Source organism: Pedobacter alluvionis (assembly GCF_003664035.1).
Classification (GTDB): domain Bacteria; phylum Bacteroidota; class Bacteroidia; order Sphingobacteriales; family Sphingobacteriaceae; genus Pedobacter; species Pedobacter alluvionis.
Window position 1 is genome coordinate 83,371 of sequence record NZ_RCCK01000015.1, and the last position, 21,794, is coordinate 105,164.

Consider the following 21,794-nt stretch of genomic DNA (forward strand, 5'->3'; position numbering starts at 1 on the left):
AGGGGGGGTACCCATAGGGCGGGGTGGCTACTATAGACTCATTATTATTTTACCCTAACTTACAACAATTTAAAATCTGCACGAAATCAGGATATCAATAATTTAACTTCTATTTGGATTTTTATTTTTCCTTTTATTAAGTGTTTTATGACTGATCCTTGCCGGACGTTCGGCCATTTCGATGGGCAGGCCGAGCAAATCGCGGATCACCACCGATGCACATGCACCACCAAATGCTGCGGGCAGATAAGAAACTGTGCCATAAGCAGAACGTTTGAAATTACTTCCATCCGTCATAATCATAGAATTTTTATCCATTTCTTCTGTAGAAAAAACTGCCTTTATTTTTGCTGCGTTAGGAAGTTTATTCAACCTTTTGCGCACATAACTTGCGAATACACATTGATAAGTATCAGGAAGAAGTGTAATTCTCAACCGTGTTGGATCCATTTTACCACCAGCACCCATCGAACTCACGATTGGAATGTTTTTTTCTAATGCAGTTCCCAACAAAGTAATTTTAGGCATCACACTATCAATACAATCCATAATGTAATCGAATTTCGATTCTAAAATTTCCCTGCATTTTTCAGGCGTTAGGAAGGTATTTACCACATGAAGCTTTAATTCAGGGTTAATAGCAAGTAAACGTTCCTGCATAATTGCGGCTTTACTTACACCATGATTGGTTGCCAAAGCGGGTAGCTGCCTGTTTCGGTTGGTTGGATCTACCACGTCACCATCAACAATAGTCATTTCTCCAATTCCTGAGCGGCAAATAAATTCGGCAGCAAAAGAACCCACTCCACCTAAACCGATTACCAAAACATGTTTCGATTGGAGTTTATCTATTCCATCATTCCCAAGAAGAAGGGCAGAGCGTGAAAGCCAGCTAACATCAGACATATCAATTTTTATATTAGCCACAGATGAAAAGGATGAACACAGATTTTCGGTTTTTGCCTGTATTGATCTGTGCTAATCTGTGGTTAGTTTTTTACTACATTTTGTCACGGAGACAAGGATTAACGCGGAAATATTTTCTCACGTGGTTTCTATCTCAGTGGTTAACTTTTTAAGTTGTTCCAGTCTGCAAAAATACGAGCTTTAAGTTCATCAACTGTACATTTTTTTAAAATGGCTGCGGCCTGGTAAATTTCTTCAATCGAAATATCAGCATCATCTGTTTCCAGGAAAAAATTATTGGTACTTTGAATCAGTTTAGCTGCACCAGAATTCTCTTTTAAAGCGGCAATTCCAAAAGATAAAAGGAATCCTTTATCTAATAATTGTTTGCCAAGCTCTTCGTTTTTATTAAAGCCGTGAATAACCATGGGCGCTTTAACTTTTAATCGTTCTTTAATGGCAATTAACTCTGAAAAGCATTTAACACAGTGTAAAATCAGTGGTTTATTGATTTTTTCTGCCAATTCGATTTGTTTTTCTAGGATAATGAGTTGATTTTCCAGATTTTCACCCCTTAACCGATCTAAGCCACACTCTCCAATCTGTTTTACATTTGTTTGATTCGCCACAACCTTCAGGTATTTCATCTGCAGTTCCAGGTGATCAATTTTCGCAAACCAGGGATGAAGTCCAACAGAAATTGGCTTGGTTTTGGGCATCGCTAAAAAGATATCGCTGGTTAACGACAAACTTTGAATGCTGATTACCCCAGGCTGGGTGGCAACTTTGTGGGTATGTACGTCTAAAAAATCCATTACAAGGTAAAGATAAGTAAAAATGGAGATGGAAAATGTGAGACGGATGAGGCGAAATTGTTCATAGATCATGGTTGGAGGCCATTGGGCATAAAACCATCAACTAGAATAGCTATTGAATATGGATAATATGTAAAGAATTTGCTAATCATCTACAAAATTGCTAGCCTTTATTACATTTGATTATTATTCATCGAAAATCATGAAAAAATTAATCATTTTATTAACTGCCGTGCTGATTTCGACTGCGGCATTTAGTCAGGCGAAAAAAGAAGGCGTTCATATTTATAACCCACAGGCCAATGCCAGGGCGGAAATTGCTGCTGCTGTTGCAAAAGCTGCTAAAGAAAATAAACATGTTTTATTGCAGGTTGGAGGCAATTGGTGTACATGGTGCATCGCGTTCCATAACCTGGTTGACAGCACCGCTACATTGAAAAAATACATCAACAATAATTTTGAAACCGTTTTGGTTAATTACAGTCCCGAGAATAAAAACGAAAGCATTTTGGCTAGCCTGGGTTACCCACAACGTTTTGGTTTTCCCGTATTTTTAATTTTAGACGGCAAAGGAAAAGTATTACATATTGAAAATTCTTCTTATTTAGAAACGGATGAAGTTGCGGCCAATGGTAAAAAGAAAGTTGGACATGACGTTAAAAAAATTACTTCATTTTTAAAGGGCTGGACCACAACGGCGGTAAATCCTGAAACTTATAAGCTAAAGGCTAAGTAGGTTTAAGGTAACAGGTGTAGGGTTTATGTAAACCTGGCAAGAACATAAAAAGCCGTTCTGATGTAAAAATCGGAACGGCTTTCTTGTTAATCGTTTAGCTCATCTTCGTCTACTTTATCATCGAGGTTTAGTTCATAAGAGGCTCTGGAAGCTTCATCAGCTTGCTCCAGTAGGTCTTTATCATGCTCAATACTGGCATCATCGCCACTAATTTCGTTGATATTTTCTACGTCGTCTTCTCTGCGTAAAGCATCGTTTGGATCATTTGAATAATTGTCGTCTTCTGGATCTATCATAACATTGAAGTTTTATCATTAAATAATCGTTTTGAAAGCGAAATTGTTTTGGGAAAAGGCTGAAAAGCATAAGTCCAAAGACTAAAGAAAAGTATATTCCTTGCAAATTTACGCATCCTTGGCTAACATGCCTGTTCTTTTAAAGATTCTTCGCTGCGCTCAGAATGAAAATGTTAAGCCCTCTTTTTTAGAAGAGGGAGGGGTTAAAGACCTTCCCCAAATTTATAAAATGGAGCAACACTTACTGGTAATTTACCTGTTGGTACTAATCTATTATTAATTACTGCTGCTGCAGAAATCTGCATGAAATCTTCTTTCTGATAGGCTACCACTAAACCTTTGCTATTTTCTAGTCCAGATAAGCCAGCGAGGTTATATGGATTTGCAAACAAGGCAAAAACAGCATTTTTAGCTGATAATTCTTTAATAAAATTCTTTACACCTGCATTTAGAGGCATGTTATTAGCAGGTCTTGATCTGTTATCGTGAATGCCTACAATCACCTGATCAAATGCGCCGATTTCACGGGCAATGTTCGAAATCTGTGTGGCACTGGCATCTTTATCCAATACATAATAAACAGAGTTGTAATATCCTTTCGAAACCTCTTTTTGGAAAGTGGTAACCGAAGGCACGCCAATGCTGATAATGGCCGTTCTTCTGATCGGGATGAGGCGTTTGATATAATCTTTACCTTTTAACAGCGTTACTGATGCATTGGCCAGTTCCTGTACCAAAGCATTGCTTGTGTTGCGGTTTACACCAGCAACAATACCTTGGGTTACGATGGTATCGCGCTTGGCTAAGCCAGCCCAATATTTTGCAGTTAGGATCTTACGTACACTTTGATCAATTTCGGCCATACTTACGCGATTCTGCCTTACAGCTTTACGCACCAGTTTGATGGCTCTATCGCTATTTTCTGATAGTTCTATGATGTCGTTACCGGCAATAATGCCCATTAAATCAGCTTCGCCATCTTTAAAGTATTTTACCACACCTTTCATATCCATTGCATCCGAAATGATCAGCCCTTTAAAACCTAATTTCTGCTTTAAAATACCCGTTACAATCGGCTTGGAAAGTGTAGAAGGTAAATTTGGCGTGTTATCTAATGAGGGAATGTTCATGTGTGCAATCATTACTCCCGAAGCACCTTGTTTAATCAGCTCTTTAAAAGGATACATTTCTAAAGTATCCAGGCGTGTAGCGGAGAAAGTAAGCTGCGGTAAATCATAATGCGAATCTACATCAGTATCGCCATGACCAGGGAAATGTTTCAACGTGGTTAATAAACCACCATCCTGCATGCCTTTCATATAAGCGGCAACCTTATTGGCCACATTATATTTGTTTTCGCCGAAAGAACGGTAATTGATTACGGGGTTTTTAGGGTTATTATTGATATCTGCATCAGGAGCTAAATTCATCTGCATCCCCATCCGCTTGTAATCTTTGGCCACTTCAAGACCCATTTTATACAATAACTCTTTGTTTTGAATGGCACCCAAAGTCATTTGATAAGGATAAGAAATGGTACTATCCAAACGCATGCCCAAGCCCCATTCTCCATCGTTTGCTACAATAAGTGGCACTCTACTTAGTTTCTGATAGGCATTGGTGGCTAAAACTTGTCGGCCAGGACCTCCCTGAAAAAAGATCACTCCGCCCAATTGTTCTTTTTTAATTACCTGACCAACAGAATCGGTATATTTTTTCCCCAGATTGGTATGTGCCCTAACGAAGAACATCTGCGCAATACGCTCTCTGCGATTAAGTCTGTTAAAAACCGAATCAACCCATTTCGGTTGGTTGGCCAATAATTCTAAATAGGTTTTTTGTTGCGCACTTACAGAAAATGCAGTGCCGAAAAGGGCAATAAGTATAAATAAATTTTTTCTCACGTGTTTGTTGTATCAGCCGCTAAATTAATCATCAAAAGGTGAATTAAACAAAAACCAATCCAAGTAATCGATTTAATACAATATGTTGTAAGTTGTTGCTTTTAGCTGTGGTAAAGTTTAGAATTATTGATGTCCGTTATTTGTACATTCCTTTTCCTTCGATGAAATCGATCACCTTATCGGGTAGGAAAAATTGGATATTCTTTTTCTCCTTTATGGCCTTGCGGATAAAGGTGGAGGATATTTCCATTAAAGGGGTATTGGTAAAAGTAATTGCAGGATGGTTTTCCCATTCGCTAACATTTGCTCCAGGACGGGGATACACATAAATCTGGTAGTTTTTTAACAATACTTCGTAGTTTTTCCATTTTTTAAATGAAACAAGGTTATCGGCACCCATAATCAATACAAATTCTTTTTCAGGGTATTTTTCGTGGAGATAAATAAGTGTATCAATAGTGTAAGAAGGTTGCGGTAATGAAAATTCAATATCACTTACGCGGATATGTTCTGCATTTTCAGTAGCCAGTTTGGCCATTTCCAAGCGATCATACATATTGGTTAAACCACTTTTATCTTTCAAAGGGTTATGGGGAGATACCACCAGCCATATTTCATCAAGTGTCGTGTGGTTGGCCATGTAATTGGCAATAATTAAATGCCCGGTATGGATGGGGTTATATGAACCAAAGAAAAGACCAGTTTTCAGTTTATAATTTTCAGTATTATTGATCGTCATTGCGAGGCTGTGTTGAGGGAGCCGAAGCAATCTACCTGTAAAAGATTGCTTCACCCTTATACGCTTTTCCATCGCTGCAGTTCGCAATGACGGATTTATTTTTAAATCAAATTTAATGGTTCATCAAAATCAGCATTCATTTTAAAGAAATCTTTGGCATAGCCAAATTGTCTTTCTTTCAGTTTCTTACTGTCTTTCGACTTTTTCTTTAGGGATGAGACAAAATCAGACACTTGCTTCTTCAAGTCTGAAGGCAATGAAGATATTTGGCTATATAATTGAATATCAGTCATCACTCAAATATAAAGATTTCTACTTTCTTTAGAAAACTATTTCTTCAAAAAATCTCCGACCAACTTCTCCGCTTCTGCACAAGCTGTACTCAGATCGTAATTTTTTAAAATCACATCAAACTTATCTGCATAAAGCAGTTCTTTTTCAGCTTTAATAAAACGTTCCTGTAATTTCTCCGGACTATCTGTTCCGCGACCACTTAAACGTTCTTTTAAAACATCTAGTGAGGGTGGTTGAACAAAAATGGCTAAAGCATCTTCTTCATATTTTCTTTTCAAACGGATACCGCCTTCTACATCAATATCGAAAATCACATGTTTTCCATCATTCCAGATACGCTCGATTTCGGAGCGTAAGGTGCCATAAAAAGTTCCGTTATAAACCTCTTCAAACTCCACAAATTCCTGGCGGGCTACTTTGTGTAAAAACTCTTCCTTGCTAATAAAATAATAATCGTTTTCATGTGTTTCAGCACCTCTCAATTCGCGGGTAGTCGCAGAAATAGAGAAGCTCAGCTCAGGAAATTTCGTTAATAAATGATGTACTATAGTGGTTTTACCTGCTCCTGATGGTGCCGAAAATATGATTAATTTGCCTTGCATTTTTTAAAGTTTTGCGATTGGCGTCTGGCGTTAAGCGCTTGTCGCTTTCCGCCTAACGCTACAACACATTCAGTAATTGTTCTTTTATCTTCTCTAATTCTTCTTTCATACCTACAACAAACTGTTGCATTTGGGCATCATTTGCTTTTGCTCCCATAGTATTAATCTCACGTCCAATTTCCTGAGAAATGAACCCCATTTTTTTACCATTTGCCTCTTTGCTTGCCAAAGTTTGCAAGAAATAATCGCAGTGGCTTTTTAAACGTGTTTTTTCTTCAGTGATGTCGATTTTATCGATGTAATAAATCAATTCCTGTTCGAAACGGTTCTGATCGATATTTACTTTGCCTACGGCATCGTCTAAAAACTGAGTAAATTTATCGCGGATTGCAGTAATCCTTTTAGGTTCTAATTCCTCAACTGATTTGAAATATGAAAGAATGTTTTTAATTCTCAGTTCTAAATCGGCTTTTAAAACTGAGCCTTCATCTTCTCTGAATTTGTTAAAATTAGCCAAAGCCGAGTTGAAAATCTGAAATAAATTGTTCCACTCATCTTCACTTACACTTTCTTCCTTGTAACTGATTACATCAGGAAAAGTTAATGCAGTTTGCAACAAGTTACTGCTGTCAGCCCCTAATTCGTTGTTAACGGCAATAAGCTGTTTGTAGTAATGACTTAATAGTGCGGTATTGATGGTCGCACCTGTAACTTCGCCATTGGTGCGTTCTACATTGATGCTTAAACTTACTTTTCCTCTTTCGATATCTTTACTACAGATGTTGCGCAGAATCAACTCTTTATCAGAAAAAGCTTTAGGATATTTTAAATTCAGCTCCAGAAATTTACTGTTGAGCGATTTGATTTCGACACTATACTTTGCGTTTGCATAATCGGCTGTTGCTAAGCCGTATCCTGTCATGGATTTTATCATGCGCAAAGATAGGGTTTTAAGCCGAAAGGAGAAATAATAATGGGAAAGGAGCGGAGCTATAGCTCGTATAATAAAACATTTTTTATTTAGAAAATCAGCGTTTAGTGTTTCTTTGAGAAATTGCAGCCCCGCTTTATGCTTTATCCCAATGTCATTAAGTTAAGGGTTTTTAGCCACAGATGAGCACAGATAAACACGGATTTTCATATCTGTGCGTGCATCCTTCCTATCTGTGATTAAATTATTTTCTTATGCCTAATGTCTTAACTTAATGACATTGCACTTTACACCGATGAAAAATCTGGATGCCCGCTGCATCCGATAGTTATCAATCGGGTTATGTACAATGTGGAGTAGTTTTTGGCAGGAGCCTGTTACCTACAGGGTATAGAACCTTTGTCCATAAATTAGGGAAAACGATAAGCATGAGCATCAAGAATATAATGCCGAATACAGTAGATAAAATCCGCCAATAATTTTCTCATAGGCATTAACGTTTCTTTAACAGTTTGCAAGGTTAACAAATGTTAATTTTACAAAAAATATCTTATAGATATGAAAGCATTTTTGATCATGTTATCACTTTCATTGCTATTGTTCATTTTACCTAAAAAAACGCTCGCTCAAATTACATCAGCAAAAGGAGTTATTTTAGAAAAAGGAACCCAGATCCGTATTGCTTTAGCTGTAGTGACCAATATTAATAATAAACAAGCTGTAGGAAGTAACGATATGGGGTTCTTTCAGGTAAAAGCCAAACCAGGCGATACCCTATTGATTACAAAAAGGCATTTCGATAATATTTATGTGGTCGTGCCTGGCAATCAGGATTTGGTTATTAACTTGGTTAGAGCCGATATGCTGCTGGATGATGTAACAATTAAGGCAGAAAACAAACAACAAAACCTATCAGCTGTTAGGTTAGAACACCGTAAGAAAACTTATTTTTATGGTAAAAAGAAAAACCCGCTTTATTATGTGCGTTACCCGTTGGCTGCAATAATGGAGCTGTTTAGCACAGAACGGAAAAATGCAAAACGTTTTGATCGTTATTATGATAACGAGACAAAAGAGTTAGAAATAGACCGGTTTTTCAATGTTAGTCTGGTTAAAAACAACACCAGTTTAACAGGAAAGCAAATGAATAAGTTTATGTTAGATTATAGACCGAAGCATAAACAGATTAAAAACTGGAACACCTACGATGCAGCTGATTACATCAAAAGATCTGCAAAACAGTATTTAGATACTTTAAACACCTCATTATAATAAATGAAATATTTAAAATCTATTCTGTTACTCATTATTTTATTGCAAGGCTTAGCCGTCACGGCACAGGATTTTGTGCTGAAAGGTGTCGTGATTGAAAAAGGTTCAAATGTGCGGATTGCTCTGGCCAGTATTACGAACATCCGCAGTAAGACGGGCGCAACCAGTAACGATATTGGCATATTTCAGTTAAATGCCCGGATTGGAGATACACTGTTCATTCAAAAAAGAAATCTGAATGAGCAAAAAATAGTGGTTAAAACAAATGATGACCTGGTTGTTTATCTGATCAGGGGAAGTACCATGCTAGATGAGGTTACAGTTAAAGGGCAGACCAAAAAACAAGAAATGGAGAGCATAAAAATAGACCTTAGAAGAAATGGTTCATTTTATGCCGGTAAACCACCATTAATTCTGCTAAACCCATTTGGAGGAAATCCGATAACATTTTTTTATGAGCTTTTTGGAAAAACGCCAACCAGAGCACGTAATTTTAACCGTTATTATAAAAAAGAGCTAAGTTTGATCGAGGTAGACAAATTTTTCAATAAAAGTTTGGTGACGAATAATACTTCCTTAACCGGGAAAGATCTGGACAAGTTTTTGCTTGATTATTACCCAACACGCAGCATGACTCTTAATTGGAGCAATTACGATGCTGTTAAATATATCAAAGAATCGGCTAAGAAATATACAGATACTTTGAAACACACAAATTAACACACCATGAAAAATTTTAAATTTTCCGTTATACTCTTCGTTTTTACCTCAGTCAGTTTCTTCGCAAACGCGCAGGATTTTATTGCGAAAGGTGTGGTAATCGAAAAAGGTTCAAATATCAGAATTGCATTATCAGAAATTACAAACCTGCGGACGGGAATAGGTGTAGGAAGCAATGATATTGGTCTGTTTCAGTTAAAAGCGAGAATCGGCGATACGTTGCTGGTAATTAAACGCGACCTAATCGATCAGCGTGTGGTAGTAAACAGCGAAAAAGATCTGGTAGTTTACCTGGTTAGAGGAAGTACCACCCTGGATGATGTAACTATCAGGGGAAATACCAAAAAACAGGATTTGGATGAAATTAAGCAGGAGTTTAAAAACAAGGGGGTTTACAACGGCGGAAAAACAACGGTTTTGTCTGCCATATTTAGCCCCTTAAATGCTTTGTATAACCTCCTTGGTAGCGATCCTAAAAATGCACGGAGATTTGGCAGGTATGCCGATAATGAAATCAAGCAATCGCAGATTGATGTGTATTTTAATCAGAGCATTATTAAAAACAATACAGAGTTAAGAGGCGATACCTTAGAAAAGTACATGCTAAACTGCCGGCCTGAATTTGATAAAGCGCAATACTGGAACAGTTACGATTATATTAAATACATTAAAGAATCATCAAAGAAATTTACAGATACGCTGGGGAAAGGAAAGTAGGGATTAGCCCTGAGTTTTGAGTTGGGCATTTGGAGTCGCGGATGTTGATTGAAGATAAAATGTCGATATGTCTGAGATCAGGTATCTGATGTTTAAGCTGTGAAGAACAATTCAATAATTTAGTCAATAGGCAATTAATCAACTATCCTGACAATTTAAACAATCCCAGCAATTAAGTTTAAGATCGTAAACAGATAAACTAATGGCAAGTGACCAGTGAAATTTTATATACTCAATGTTTCGCAAGCTTTTTCAGCTGCTAATTTTTCAGCGTTTTTCTTATTGTAATCTCTTCCAGTACCCACTTTTTCGCCTTCTACTACCGCGCTAATGGTAAATAGTTTGGCACTTTCGCCTTCACCATTTTCTGCCAGTTCGAACAATACATCCTTACCATGGCGTTGGCACCACTCAATTAATTTACTTTTAAAATTGGTTTCAGTAAGTTCAAGGGTATGAATATCGATATGTGGTTTTACAATTCTGCGCAATAAAAATTCTTTGGTAAAATTGTACCCTTTATCCATATAAATGGCACCTATAATGGCTTCAAAAGCATCGCCCAACATCGAATTGTGTTTGGTTTGTATACTAACCGATCGTTGATCAAACTGAATAAGTTTATCAAAACCAATTTTTTTCGCCAGCTGGTTTAAATTAGCCCGGTTTACAATCTTCGAGCGCATTTCGGTTAAAAAACCTTCTTCTTTATAGGGGTAATGTTTAAAAAGCAGCTCTGCTATTACCGAACCCAGGACAGCATCGCCTAAAAATTCCAGGCGCTCGTTGCTGCTCCTGCTTCCATTTTTTAGGATTTTTGCTGCAGAACGATGCCTGAACGCCATTTTATAGAGCGTAACATTGCCTGGAACAAAACCTAAAATGTTTTTCAGCTTTTTAACAAACTCCTTTTCAGGAGAGAGATAAAGTTTATATAATTTTAATATCGGCATTAAATAAATAACACAATTAACGGCTAATCAGCATATTTAACTAAGTTATCTATTTTTAATTAGCATACAAAATTATATAGCAGTGCTGTTCTAAATTAATCTTCGTATTTCTTGAAAATAACAGAAGCATTATGGCCACCAAAACCGAATGTATTACTTAAAGCAGCTCTAACAGTACGTTTTTGTGCTTTGTTAAAAGTAAAATTCAATTTAGGATCAAATGCAGGATCATCTGTAAAGTGATTGATTGTTGGAGGAACAATGTCATTTTTAACAGAAAGAATTGCTGCAATAGCCTCAATAGCTCCGGCAGCACCCAAAAGGTGGCCAGTCATTGATTTGGTTGAGCTGATGTTTAAACGATAAGCATCCTCACCAAATAATGTACCAATGGCTTTGGTTTCACTAATATCACCTAGTGGTGTAGAAGTGCCGTGTACATTGATATAATCTATATCAGCAGTTGTTAAACCAGCATCTTTCAGTGCATTAGTCATTACCATTCTAGCGCCCAAACCTTCAGGATGAGGTGCTGTGATGTGATTTGCATCTGCACTCATTCCACCGCCTACAAGTTCTGCATAAATTTTTGCACCCCTTGCTTTTGCATGTTCAAGTTCTTCTAAAATAATGGTTCCTGCACCTTCACCAGCTACGAAGCCATCACGGTCTTTATCAAAAGGGCGTGATGCCGTTGCCGGATCTTCATTACGTGTTGATAATGCGTGCATGGCATTAAAACCACCCATACCTGCCTCATTGATGATTGCTTCAGAACCACCACTGATAATTACATCAGCCATACCCAAACGGATATAGTTGAATGCATCTATCATTGCGTTTGTTGAAGAAGCACATGCCGAAACAGTTGCAAAATTTGGCCCACGCAGGCCGTATTTGATTGAAATATGCCCTGGGGCAATGTCCACGATCATTTTAGGGATAAAAAATGGATTGTATCTTGGCGTACCATCTCCTTTGGCGAAATTCGAAATCTCATCCAAAAAAGTTTTCAATCCACCTATGCCCGCGCCCCATATTACTCCGATCCGGTTGGTATCTAATTTTTCAAAATCAAAACCACCATCTTTCACAGCTTCATCTGTTGCTACAAGAGCATATTGTACAAACGGATCTAGCTTGCGGGCTTCTTTTTTCTCCAGAAAATCTTCAGGATTAAAATTTTTAACCTCACATGCGAATTTGGTCTTGAACTTTTCAGTGTCAAAACCCTTAATAGGAGCAGCGCCACTCACCCCGTTAGTCAATCCTTCCCAAAAATCAGGAACATTATTGCCTATAGGAGTGAGCGCACCCAACCCTGTTACTACTACTCTTTTTAATTCCATTTATACTGAAAAAGCGTAATTCTATTTAACGTTTTTTTCCAAATAAGCAATCGCCTGGCCAACTGTACCGATGGTTTCAGCCTGATCATCAGGAATAGCTACATTGAATTCTTTTTCAAATTCCATAATCAACTCTACGGTATCTAAAGAATCTGCACCTAAATCGTTGGTGAATGAAGCCTCTGGCGTAACTTCGCTTTCGTCAACACCTAGTTTTTCTACGATAATAGCCTTAACTCTTGAAGCAATATCAGACATAATTTTATAATTTAATGGTTAAATAATTCTGTGCAAAGAAAAATAAATTCTTACAATTTTCAAATGTTTTTATTTCGATACGTAATTTTGGTACCTCAATAACACAGCGAATATAGAATTAGTTTTTTAATTTCGTTCTGTAAATAATTTATTTCGCTTTGAATAAGACTTACCTAAAACTTACCTTAGACCTTGATTTTATACTAATTGCGATCACAGCACCCCTAAAAGACTATGTGCTTTGCCACAAAATTAATACCCGGTTAAATACACAATTTGAAAAAATAGAAGACCACGAAATATTTTTTAATATCGACGAACCGGCCTGGTCTTTCTCTAAATACTACTTTTTTGTAGAGCAAGGTGAGGTAGAATACTACTTAATTTGCAATAAAAGCAGCGATGGTTTTCTAATTCCGGAGATGAGCAAAGTTGATTTTTTTATTATTATTAAAGAATTTATTGATAAGGAAGATTTGGATTATTTAATTAATGGATTGAATAAACTGCCTGATATACAGGTGGCTGCAAAGATAGATCCGACTAAATTAAAGAACCGTGAGAATTTGGTAATATAAAAATTATATACATGGTGTATTAAATACACTATATTTGACGGTTACAAACAAAGAACAAAAAAACAAAATATATAAAATTTAATGCAGTTTGATTATTTTAGATAATAATTTGCTTTCTTAAACTGCATTGCTAAAATCAATTAATAAATGAAACCTTTTCATTCGAGAACTAAAATTGTTGCCACGCTTGGGCCTGCATCAGCAAAACCAGATGTATTATATAGTATGTTTAACGCAGGTTTAGACGTTTGCCGTCTAAATTTTTCACACGGATCACAGGCAGATCATCAAGCGGTTTTGGATACTATCCGCGATTTAAATAAAAAATACGAATATAATGTAGGTATTCTTGCCGATTTACAGGGACCTAAAATCCGTATTGGTTTAGTGAAAGAAGGTGGTATTAACCTGATTAATGGAAAAACTACCGTGATTACCACTACCGAATGTGTAGGTAACGAAGAACGGATTTACATCACTTATCAAAGCTTTCCTCAGGATGTTCAGGCTGGTGAAATTATTCTTTTGGATGATGGAAAGCTTCAAATGAAAGTAATTTCTACCAACTTAAAGGATGAAGTAGTTTGCGAGATTGTTCATGGTGGTATTTTAACTTCAAGAAAAGGTGTTAACCTGCCAAATACTAAGGTTTCTATTCCTTCTTTAACTCCGGAAGACCGCGAAAACTTAGAATTTGTACTGGAAAACGATGTAGAATGGATCGGTTTATCTTTCGTGCGTAAGGCTGATGACATTATCGAACTTAAAAAGATTATTGCGGAGCGTGGCAAAACTGCCCGTGTAATTGCTAAAATAGAAAAACCGGAAGCTATCGCTAACATTGATGAAATTATCGCTGTTTCTGATGGTATTATGGTTGCCCGTGGTGATTTAGGTGTTGAATGTCCGATGGAAGAAGTTCCATTGTTACAAAAAATGATTGTTGCTAAATGTAGAGCAGCTTCTAAACCAGTAATTGTGGCTACCCAGATGTTAGAAAGTATGATCACTACACCCCGGCCAACACGTGCAGAGGTAAATGATGTAGCTAACTCTGTTCTGGATGGTGCTGATGCGGTAATGTTAAGTGGAGAAACTTCAGTTGGTGAATTCCCGCTGATTGTTATCGAAACCATGCAAAAAATTATCCAGAACATTGAGCAAAACAATTATCCTTTCAATCCTGATAAGTTTTTAAAACCAAAATCACCATCTTTCTTAAGCGACGCGATTTGCGATTCGGCTTGTTTCTTAGCGAAACAGACCAATGCCGTAGGTATTGTGTCGATGACTTTAAGCGGTTATACTGCTTTCGAAATTTCGAGTCACCGTCCGGAGGCTTTAACCTTTATTTTTACCAGTAACAGGGCCTTATTAAATGCAGTAAGTTTGCTTTGGGGCGTTAGAGGTTTCTACTACGATAAATGGGAAAGCACCGATAACACCATTATTGAGGTGAACGAATTCTTAAAAAGCAAAAAAATGGTTAAACAAGGCGATATCGTAATCAATACCGCTGCTATTCCGATGGAAGCAAAAGGAAAGACCAATATGTTAAAAATTACAGTTATAGATTAGTTTTTCTAACATCATACGTAAAATGCTCCCGATTTTTAACCGGGAGCATTTTTTTTATCAATAAAAAATATACTTTTGCAATCCAACACGGAGAGGTGTCAGAGTGGTCGATCGAGCACGCTTGGAAAGCGTGTGTACTGCAAGGTACCGCGGGTTCGAATCCCGCCCTCTCCGCAAATGTATAATCAAAATAGACAAAAATGATTTAGACTTTATGTTTAAGGCTTTTGGCGGCACTTTCAATTAAGGCTTTTAGGCAGGGTGAGGGTTTTGATGCGTTGTATGATATATACAGAAACGGGTATTTTTAGCTGCCTTCTATTGGAAAAATTAAGTTTTCGTCTGATTTTTAATTAGTTTGGTTGTTAAACGATTTATTCATTATTACCGGGCAATAATAATCGTCTTCTTTATCATTTCTCAAAATTTTGCTTCTTTTTTTTCTGATTTCCTCTCTGCATGATTCCTTAGATAGGAAATTGTTAGTGGCCTGATTGTATTTAAAATCTGATCATTTCCCAAGAATGTGCAAATTCAAGGTAAAATAATATTTATGCTTTATTATTTTAATTTAATGTAATCAATTTAGTAAGTTTTATTTGATTATATTTATGAAGGCTATTGATCGTTATCAACAATTTCTTTGATATAAGTCAATATCTATTTGTCTTTTATTGACAACCTTTGAGAATAACTATCATTAAAACTGAGTTAACCAAATGGATAGTCTAAAGAAAATAGCTCCACATCAAAAAAATAAGTTATCAAATGCGCGCCAGTCAAGATAGACAGATAGTCTTTAACTCCGATTTTTAGCCTACCCCGTCAAAGACACTTCTCAATGGAGTTAAATGCCCAAATTTTCACATCAAAAGTGCATATTGTAGGCCTGCAATGTTAGATTGTCTAAAGTCGTTTAAAGAAGTCCTATCATCACGCCAGGCTTATTAAAGTGAGTTGTTTTGATACTGAAAGGAGTAGTTCTGTTAGGATTTTACCAATTCAAAGGAACTTTGCTGTCGTCGGCAAAAAAAAAGCTCTTCATCAGGTAGTTTTGATCAGTAATAAACAATCACCGATATCGCAAAGTGATTGGCGGTCAAAAGATAAAAAAATATATTGAATGGAAGGATCCAAGATATTGATTATTCTCAAAGATTCTGGGCTAAGGTCCAAAATTTCAGACATACTGCTGTTCAGTAAGTATGTAGTTGAATTAACCGATAGTGGAAAGCAAGCGATGGAGATAGTTAAAAGCCACCGTGTCGACTTAATTATCTGTGGAATTGAGTTATATGGAATTGATGGATATGGGGTGGTGAGGATGTTAAACAAATTTGTGGACACTGCTGGGATTGGGCTGATTATGTTATTAGAAACTGGGGATCAGGCCGCATTACGAAGGGCAATGGAAATCGGTGCAGATGGTTATCTGTCAACTAGTTTTGATGATGCTGAACTTTTGAACCAGGTGGAGGTAAGGTTAAAGAAAAAGAGATTTCAGCAAGAACTTTTTTTAAAACAGCATTTTCAGGAAAGAAGCATGATCGAATCCAGCAACGAAATGTTTTGGCTGGATGAGAAATTAGACCGGCTGAAGGCTCGCTTCTTTAGAAAGAACCAGACTATTTATTATCAGGGGGAACATCAGTCAGGTCTTTACTATCTGGTATCTGGCAATGTTAAGACATTTATCTCAGATAGCTCAGGAAATCTCTTAATCACCGACATCTATGGGCCTGGGGAGTATTTTGGACTTCAGGATTTTGCTCTTGGTTCTCATGCTTTTCACACCTCAAAGGCGATATCAGACGCTGAAGTTATCGCAATTCCACTGAAAGATGTTAATGAGCTTATCGTTGAATATCCGGATATACTAAGAGTTTTTGTTAAAAAACTTGCAAAGTCGGTAAGGGATATGGAAGAAAAGGCAATGGCACTTGCTCATGCCTCGGTGCGAGAGCGGGTGGCGGCTGCCATTATCAGACTTGCAAAGCAGGGGAAGAACTCTTCAGATAAAATTCGTGTCAGTCTCCCCAGAGCTGATCTGGCAAATATCGTTGGCATAGCTTCAGAGACTTTGAGTAGAATCCTTAGTGATTTTGTAAGGGATGGACTGATAGAAAAGGATGGGAATGACATTCTTCTTAATAGTATAGAGAAACTTCGGAAAGTAAATAGGTAGTAAAATCATGATGTATTTACAGGTTTTAATCAAAATTTTCCAGGCAGGTATAATTCTGAAAAAAATCAAGGTTTCAATTGTCGACGGTCATGTTATCACCTTTGCCAGATAAGGAACTTAGATTAATTGACTTAAAGCCCCATAGATATTGAAAGGCAAGAGAATTGTTTTTGCAGTTGTTGAGCATATTAACAGATAGGTTAAATACAATGAAAATAAAATCAATAAAAGAAATTAAATTATTCCTCAATTTTTTTCTGCCAATTATAAACAATACCAACCGCCATGCATTACGTTATGTTTTCAGGCATTCTATCTTTGAAGAGATTCCGAGCGGTAATAAAATTTCCGTAGATACCTTTTTTGGTTATTCAGATAGCTTTATTCTCGTATTACAGGGATTTGTGAGTGGATATATTCTTGAATGTCCGATGCCAAGACGTGATGTTTGGTTGGGAGTATCCGGTAGTGTATACTTTAACGAAAGCGTGGTAAACGAAGCTAAGGGATTCAATCTTGAGGCTCTGGAAGATTCCTGGGTATTGATAATACCCCGCAAAGAACTTGAAAAGGGCTGTGATGATTACCCAATACTAAACCGCCTTTTTAGTCATTTGCTATTTCCAAATGCAATAAGAGATCTCAACAGCATAACACTGCTCTCTAAACTGGATGGCTCCGCAAACAAGTTAAGGTATTTCAAAACGATTTACCCTAAGGTCTGGAAGCAGGTGCCTGAAAGGATTTATAGAACTTACCTCATTCAGCCAGACTTTTAGTCGTGAGTCTGGAAAAAGCAAATTTGATTCTTTATACGCCATGACAATTTTACTTTGTTAATGGCTATTAACATAACCTGAATACTTCCAGTAATCGATATATCTAATATGACCCGGCTATTCCTTACTTATCTTTTTTTATACATAGTGTTTTTGGCTTCACTAAATTTTTATGGAGAGTTACATTATTTCCGAAGTTTTAAAATCGACATTCTAGGTTTCGCCGACACCATTGATCTTTTGATCTCTGAAAGGGTTTTCTCCATAACAAAAGAATTAGCAATTTCGTTTTTAATGCCCTTAGTTATTTGTTTGATATTTATTGGCTGCAGTTGGGCTAAAGACACATGCTCTGAACGGATTTTTAGAAATTTATGCTTAATTATCGGACTTGTTCCATTTATACTTTTTTTCTGCTTTTCCTTTCAGTCTGATTTTGAAAAGATTTTAGTTCCATTCCTTATTACCTTGGTGTTATTCTTGTTTTTGTGGATTGTTTTATTTCATGTAAGGCTATTTCAACTGAAATGTGTTTGCATACACCTATTTTTGAGCTCATGTATTTTTGTGGGATTTTTTAAAATTGCCAGTATTGACAGGCATATCAGCACCAAAATGACTTCAACAAAAGTATCTCTGCCATTTAATGATATGGTTACGGCTGAATTTTACAAACACTCGATTTTTTTGGGAAGTACTGAGGAATTTGATTTTTATTACGATATAAGTAATGGAAGGGGAATAATTGAACCAAAAAGCAATATGTAGCCAGGAGTTTTGTGCAGCATCTTTTTTGATATCACTTGTCCACATTGTAACCGGAATGAGAGTTCGGTTGTCGAACATCTGGATTCATATTGCTTGTATTTCAAATAAATTTTAATGATCAATATTGTTGTTATCGCTAAATTACCAATGTTTTCTTAGGCAACATATAGTTAAAAAGAGAAATTGTAGATTAGTATCAGGTCGGGTGTCCAAAAGTCTGAAGTAATTTGTCTGGCTATTTACGCTTTCCTCCAAGCCTTATGCCCATTTTGTATCACGATTAATACCAGTCGTTTGCCAAAACAGTATTATTTTTATCGCAAGATTAACTAACATGATGAATAAATATTGGCTTACCGTAACGGCTTGTACTTTGGCCATTACAGCAAATGCTCAACAGAAAGCTTTAACCGTTAAAGATTACGAAAGAGCGGAAAGTTTTATGAGCTATAACACAGCAAAGTATATCGACCATGCCAACGTACAGCCGAACTGGCTCGAAGGCGATAAATTTTGGTATAGCACAAAAAACAATGGTGCCGAACAGACTTTTCTGGTAGATCCTGCAAAAAAAACCAAAACAGCCACTACGGATTATAAAGGTGGCGAAATGCCATCGCGACGCATGAGTGGCGGCAACGAGGTGTTATCTCCAGATAGAAAAAAAGCGATTTTAATTAAAGATTATAATCTTTTTGTGAAAGATGTGGCCTCTGGCAAATTAACACAGCTCACCACCGATGGCATTAAAGACTATGGTTATGCTACTGATAACGCAGGTTGGAAACACAGTGATGCCCCAATTTTACGTTGGTCGCCCGATTCAAAAAAGATAGCGACCTTTCAGCAAGATCAAAGAAATTCACAAGATATGTACCTCGTAACTACTAATGTGGGTGCACCGGAACTAAAAGCCTGGAAATATCCCTTGCCTGGTGATAAGCAGATTGCAACCATCCGTAGAGTGGTTATCGATGTAGAAAACCCGAAGGTAATTTCGCTTAACATTCCTGCAGATCAACATCGGGCAACTTTGAGTGATGATATATCAAGCAGTGGTACTTTTGACGATATCGACTGGAAAGCAGATGGATCGGAAGTTGCTTTCGTGTCGACTTCACGAGATCATAAAAACGAAAAGTTCCGTATTGCCAATACCACAACAGGTGCTGTCCGCGAAGTTTTTGAAGAAACAGTAAAAACACAGTACGAATCTGGGCAGGGTGCCATCAACTGGCGTTATCTTCCTGCTTCAAAAGAAATCATCTGGTATTCGGAAAGAGATAACTGGGGACATTTGTATTTATACGATTCAAGTAAGGGAAAATTGAAAAACCAGATTACTAAAGGCGATTTCGTAGTTTCTCGTTTGATTAAAGTTGATGAAAAGGCACGTACACTTTACTTTTCTGCAAACGGACGTGAGAAAGGAAATCCTTATTTCAGTTACCTGTATAAAATTGGTTTCGACGGAAAAAATTTAACCAACCTCACTCCTGAAGTAGGAAATCATATTGTATCACTATCTCCTTCAGAAAAATATTTTATCGATAGCTATTCGCAGCCTGATGTACCAACAGTTACCGTTTTGAGAAGCATTGACGGAAAACTGATCAATACTTTAGAAAAAACAGATGTTTCGAGATTAATCGCTACAGGTTGGAAAGCGCCAACTCCGGTTTCGGTGAAAGCCAAAGATGGTAAAACCGATATTTATGGTCTGGTTTTTACACCAACAAAAATGGATGCCAACCAAAAATATCCCGTTATCGATTATATTTATCCTGGTCCACAGGGTGGTAGTGTAGGCAGCTGGGCATTTGCAGCTTCGCGTGGCGATAACCAGGCCCTGGCCGAACTGGGTTTTATTGTTGTGGTAATAGAGGGAACCAGTAACCCCGACCGCTCTAAAAGTTTCCACGATATGAGCTATGGCAACATGGCAGAGAACACCTTGCCTGATCAGATTGCGGCCATCAGACAACTTTCAGCAAAATATCCTATCGATACGACAAAAGTAGGTATTTGGGGGCATTCTGGCGGTGGTTTTGCTACTGCTGCGGCAATGTTCCGTTATCCGGATTTCTTTAAAGTGGGTATTTCTGAATCAGGAAACCACGACAACAGAAATTACGAGGACGATTGGGGCGAACGCTATAACGGCCTGGTAGAAAATTCAGATTACGAAGCTCAGGCGAATCAAAATTATGCTAAAAATTTAAAAGGTAAATTGATGCTGGTTCATGGATTGATGGATGATAACGTGCCACCATACAATACGTTATTGGTAGTAGAGGCGCTTGAAAAAGCAAACAAATCATTCGATCTCGTTATTTTTCCAAACAGTGCACATGGTTACGGTGCTTACTCACCTTATATGATGCGCCGCCGCTGGGATTACTTTGTACAAAACCTTTTAGGTGCAGAACCACCTAAAGATTACCAGATGAAAGGCCCAACAGCAAGATAATTTTTTTGAGGCTATATGTAACTACATATAGCCTCAATGTTTTTTAACATCACCCAAATCCGCTCCCCACTAAAACAGATTCTTCAGTTATGTTTTCATGAAACAAAATTTCTGAAATATAACCATCGCCTTTTAAAGGGCCATTTATAAGTTAAATGCTCAATTAAAGAGATTATCCCAAATCCCCTCAATTAGGCCAATTGGCATACTCTCCTTTCCCAATCATCTATTAATAGATATTTCTCAAATTGTAGTTTTAAATAGTTCTATATATATCGTTTAACTGTTTTTTCCGCTAAAAACAGGTGTCTTGTTGCAATCCCTACATCAGTTTCTTGCGGGCCGTAAGGAATAAATTATGCGATTTATAGCTACTAATAATTTAAATTTTATGGTTTTATATGATTTATGAGTTATATTCATACTATAAATTTGACATTTCGGGTAAGTTTAACTGCTCGCTTTTGACGATTAATCATTACTAACCTGGTACTAAACTAAATGACAATAGCTTTGGATCCATTATATGGACCGGACTTATTGTATCAAAAATTATGGGACAACAAGAACTGTTTATCATTTTATATCCCCCATTCTATGTCGTTACCGGACAGCTGCAGATCATAGCCAGAAATATAGTATATACAAAAACAAAAATACCAGCCTGGCAGAAAGATGCCATAATTTATTGCCTTAACAAGATAAGTTTTAAACGCCATCGAAATTGTGTTAACGATTACCATAATATGTTCGCTGAGGCCTATTCGACCATAAATAGGGATAAATATGAGTTAAAAACAGCTTATTGTTTTGATGTCATAAATGTCGGGAACGATCCCAGAAATTTTGAACTACCCAATCAAGAGCGGGCATTTATCAATGGAGTTGTTCATTGGCACCAGTTATCAATTGCAGGATAATCAAGTAAATATCAATATAAAACT

21 protein-coding genes and 1 tRNA gene are annotated in these 21,794 nt (G+C 37.0%); 11 read left to right on the plus strand and 11 right to left on the minus strand.

Annotated elements, in window-relative coordinates:
- Window positions 1–102: 102 nt before the first annotated feature.
- Both BCL90_RS22395 and BCL90_RS22400 read right to left on the minus strand, forming a co-directional pair.
- A complete protein-coding gene (locus tag BCL90_RS22395) occupies window positions 103–906 on the minus strand; it encodes a tRNA threonylcarbamoyladenosine dehydratase (RefSeq protein ID WP_121287451.1) in 804 nt (267 codons plus the stop codon).
- 161 nt (window positions 907–1,067) lie between these two features.
- Complete coding sequence (locus BCL90_RS22400; RefSeq protein WP_121287453.1) at window positions 1,068–1,721, minus strand: TatD family hydrolase; 654 nt, start codon at window positions 1,719–1,721, stop codon at window positions 1,068–1,070.
- Window positions 1,722–1,923: 202 nt separating this feature from the next.
- Between BCL90_RS22400 and BCL90_RS22405 the strand changes: the two genes are divergently transcribed.
- Window positions 1,924–2,457 carry a thioredoxin family protein gene (locus tag BCL90_RS22405; RefSeq protein WP_121287455.1) on the plus strand — a complete coding sequence of 178 codons (534 nt, stop codon included), beginning with the start codon at window positions 1,924–1,926 and terminating at the stop codon, window positions 2,455–2,457.
- Window positions 2,458–2,543: 86 nt separating this feature from the next.
- On the opposite strand, the gene BCL90_RS22410 is transcribed toward BCL90_RS22405, so the two are convergent.
- From BCL90_RS22410 to BCL90_RS22435, 6 genes are all read right to left on the minus strand, one after another.
- Complete coding sequence (locus BCL90_RS22410) at window positions 2,544–2,753, minus strand: hypothetical protein (protein ID WP_121287457.1); 210 nt, start codon at window positions 2,751–2,753, stop codon at window positions 2,544–2,546.
- 203 nt (window positions 2,754–2,956) lie between these two features.
- Window positions 2,957–4,657 (minus strand): glycoside hydrolase family 3 protein, encoded by a 1,701-nt coding sequence (locus BCL90_RS22415; protein ID WP_121287459.1) that lies wholly within the window; start codon window positions 4,655–4,657, stop codon window positions 2,957–2,959.
- A gap of 136 nt (window positions 4,658–4,793) precedes the next feature.
- Window positions 4,794–5,396, minus strand: a complete 603-nt coding sequence (nadD, locus tag BCL90_RS22420) for a nicotinate (nicotinamide) nucleotide adenylyltransferase (protein WP_121287461.1) — start codon at window positions 5,394–5,396, stop codon at window positions 4,794–4,796.
- 101 nt (window positions 5,397–5,497) lie between these two features.
- On the minus strand, window positions 5,498–5,689 hold the full coding sequence (gene vapB / locus BCL90_RS22425) for a type II toxin-antitoxin system VapB family antitoxin (RefSeq protein ID WP_121287463.1): 192 nt from the start codon (window positions 5,687–5,689) through the stop codon (window positions 5,498–5,500).
- Between the two features lie 36 nt (window positions 5,690–5,725).
- Window positions 5,726–6,292 carry a guanylate kinase gene (gene gmk / locus BCL90_RS22430; RefSeq protein WP_121287465.1) on the minus strand — a complete coding sequence of 189 codons (567 nt, stop codon included), beginning with the start codon at window positions 6,290–6,292 and terminating at the stop codon, window positions 5,726–5,728.
- Between the two features lie 58 nt (window positions 6,293–6,350).
- The gene (locus BCL90_RS22435; RefSeq protein ID WP_121287467.1) at window positions 6,351–7,214 is read right to left on the minus strand and encodes a YicC/YloC family endoribonuclease; all 864 of its coding nucleotides are present in this window, start codon (window positions 7,212–7,214) and stop codon (window positions 6,351–6,353) included.
- 567 nt (window positions 7,215–7,781) lie between these two features.
- On the opposite strand from BCL90_RS22435, the gene BCL90_RS22440 reads away from it, so the two are divergent.
- From BCL90_RS22440 to BCL90_RS22450, 3 genes are read left to right on the plus strand one after another with little or no spacing between them, the layout of a single operon-like run.
- Window positions 7,782–8,495, plus strand: a complete 714-nt coding sequence (locus tag BCL90_RS22440; protein WP_121287469.1) for a hypothetical protein — start codon at window positions 7,782–7,784, stop codon at window positions 8,493–8,495.
- Between the two features lie 3 nt (window positions 8,496–8,498).
- Window positions 8,499–9,215, plus strand: coding sequence for a hypothetical protein (locus BCL90_RS22445; protein ID WP_121287471.1), 717 nt, complete (start codon window positions 8,499–8,501; stop codon window positions 9,213–9,215).
- Between the two features lie 6 nt (window positions 9,216–9,221).
- A complete protein-coding gene (locus tag BCL90_RS22450; RefSeq protein ID WP_121287473.1) occupies window positions 9,222–9,932 on the plus strand; it encodes a hypothetical protein in 711 nt (236 codons plus the stop codon).
- Between the two features lie 224 nt (window positions 9,933–10,156).
- Here BCL90_RS22450 and rnc read toward each other — a convergent pair whose 3' ends face one another.
- From rnc to BCL90_RS22465, 3 genes are all read right to left on the minus strand, one after another.
- On the minus strand, window positions 10,157–10,885 hold the full coding sequence (gene rnc / locus BCL90_RS22455; protein WP_121287475.1) for a ribonuclease III: 729 nt from the start codon (window positions 10,883–10,885) through the stop codon (window positions 10,157–10,159).
- Between the two features lie 95 nt (window positions 10,886–10,980).
- A complete protein-coding gene (gene fabF, locus BCL90_RS22460; RefSeq protein WP_121287478.1) occupies window positions 10,981–12,234 on the minus strand; it encodes a beta-ketoacyl-ACP synthase II in 1,254 nt (417 codons plus the stop codon).
- A 21-nt stretch (window positions 12,235–12,255) separates the two neighbouring features.
- On the minus strand, window positions 12,256–12,492 hold the full coding sequence (locus BCL90_RS22465; RefSeq protein ID WP_008508386.1) for an acyl carrier protein: 237 nt from the start codon (window positions 12,490–12,492) through the stop codon (window positions 12,256–12,258).
- Window positions 12,493–12,650: 158 nt separating this feature from the next.
- Here BCL90_RS22465 and BCL90_RS22470 point away from each other — a divergent pair, with 158 nt between their 5' ends.
- From BCL90_RS22470 to BCL90_RS22510, 7 genes are all read left to right on the plus strand, one after another.
- The gene (locus BCL90_RS22470; RefSeq protein WP_121287480.1) at window positions 12,651–13,070 is read left to right on the plus strand and encodes an IPExxxVDY family protein; all 420 of its coding nucleotides are present in this window, start codon (window positions 12,651–12,653) and stop codon (window positions 13,068–13,070) included.
- 147 nt (window positions 13,071–13,217) lie between these two features.
- A complete protein-coding gene (pyk, locus tag BCL90_RS22475) occupies window positions 13,218–14,648 on the plus strand; it encodes a pyruvate kinase (RefSeq protein WP_121287482.1) in 1,431 nt (476 codons plus the stop codon).
- 89 nt (window positions 14,649–14,737) lie between these two features.
- A tRNA-Ser gene (locus tag BCL90_RS22480) sits at window positions 14,738–14,822 on the plus strand.
- 949 nt (window positions 14,823–15,771) lie between these two features.
- Window positions 15,772–16,833 carry a helix-turn-helix domain-containing protein gene (locus tag BCL90_RS22490; RefSeq protein ID WP_121287484.1) on the plus strand — a complete coding sequence of 354 codons (1,062 nt, stop codon included), beginning with the start codon at window positions 15,772–15,774 and terminating at the stop codon, window positions 16,831–16,833.
- A gap of 209 nt (window positions 16,834–17,042) precedes the next feature.
- Window positions 17,043–17,612 carry a hypothetical protein gene (locus BCL90_RS22495; RefSeq protein ID WP_121287486.1) on the plus strand — a complete coding sequence of 190 codons (570 nt, stop codon included), beginning with the start codon at window positions 17,043–17,045 and terminating at the stop codon, window positions 17,610–17,612.
- A gap of 1,102 nt (window positions 17,613–18,714) precedes the next feature.
- Window positions 18,715–20,850, plus strand: coding sequence for a S9 family peptidase (locus BCL90_RS22505; RefSeq protein WP_244095122.1), 2,136 nt, complete (start codon window positions 18,715–18,717; stop codon window positions 20,848–20,850).
- A gap of 554 nt (window positions 20,851–21,404) precedes the next feature.
- Window positions 21,405–21,770 carry a hypothetical protein gene (locus tag BCL90_RS22510; RefSeq protein WP_121287491.1) on the plus strand — a complete coding sequence of 122 codons (366 nt, stop codon included), beginning with the start codon at window positions 21,405–21,407 and terminating at the stop codon, window positions 21,768–21,770.
- Window positions 21,771–21,794: the final 24 nt, after the last annotated feature.

Coding starts and splice junctions, on each gene's coding strand:
- BCL90_RS22395 (WP_121287451.1), bottom strand. CDS start 906: ATGTCTGATGTTAGCTGGCTTTCACGCTCTGCCCTTCTTCTTGGGAAT.
- BCL90_RS22400 (WP_121287453.1), bottom strand. CDS start 1,721: ATGGATTTTTTAGACGTACATACCCACAAAGTTGCCACCCAGCCTGGG.
- BCL90_RS22405 (WP_121287455.1), top strand. CDS start 1,924: ATGAAAAAATTAATCATTTTATTAACTGCCGTGCTGATTTCGACTGCG.
- BCL90_RS22410 (WP_121287457.1), bottom strand. CDS start 2,753: ATGATAGATCCAGAAGACGACAATTATTCAAATGATCCAAACGATGCT.
- nadD (WP_121287461.1), bottom strand. CDS start 5,396: ATGACGATCAATAATACTGAAAATTATAAACTGAAAACTGGTCTTTTC.
- vapB (WP_121287463.1), bottom strand. CDS start 5,689: ATGACTGATATTCAATTATATAGCCAAATATCTTCATTGCCTTCAGAC.
- gmk (WP_121287465.1), bottom strand. CDS start 6,292: ATGCAAGGCAAATTAATCATATTTTCGGCACCATCAGGAGCAGGTAAA.
- BCL90_RS22435 (WP_121287467.1), bottom strand. CDS start 7,214: ATGACAGGATACGGCTTAGCAACAGCCGATTATGCAAACGCAAAGTAT.
- BCL90_RS22440 (WP_121287469.1), top strand. CDS start 7,782: ATGAAAGCATTTTTGATCATGTTATCACTTTCATTGCTATTGTTCATT.
- BCL90_RS22445 (WP_121287471.1), top strand. CDS start 8,499: ATGAAATATTTAAAATCTATTCTGTTACTCATTATTTTATTGCAAGGC.
- BCL90_RS22450 (WP_121287473.1), top strand. CDS start 9,222: ATGAAAAATTTTAAATTTTCCGTTATACTCTTCGTTTTTACCTCAGTC.
- rnc (WP_121287475.1), bottom strand. CDS start 10,885: ATGCCGATATTAAAATTATATAAACTTTATCTCTCTCCTGAAAAGGAG.
- fabF (WP_121287478.1), bottom strand. CDS start 12,234: ATGGAATTAAAAAGAGTAGTAGTAACAGGGTTGGGTGCGCTCACTCCT.
- BCL90_RS22465 (WP_008508386.1), bottom strand. CDS start 12,492: ATGTCTGATATTGCTTCAAGAGTTAAGGCTATTATCGTAGAAAAACTA.
- pyk (WP_121287482.1), top strand. CDS start 13,218: ATGAAACCTTTTCATTCGAGAACTAAAATTGTTGCCACGCTTGGGCCT.
- BCL90_RS22490 (WP_121287484.1), top strand. CDS start 15,772: ATGGAAGGATCCAAGATATTGATTATTCTCAAAGATTCTGGGCTAAGG.
- BCL90_RS22495 (WP_121287486.1), top strand. CDS start 17,043: ATGAAAATAAAATCAATAAAAGAAATTAAATTATTCCTCAATTTTTTT.
- BCL90_RS22505 (WP_244095122.1), top strand. CDS start 18,715: ATGATGAATAAATATTGGCTTACCGTAACGGCTTGTACTTTGGCCATT.
- BCL90_RS22510 (WP_121287491.1), top strand. CDS start 21,405: ATGGGACAACAAGAACTGTTTATCATTTTATATCCCCCATTCTATGTC.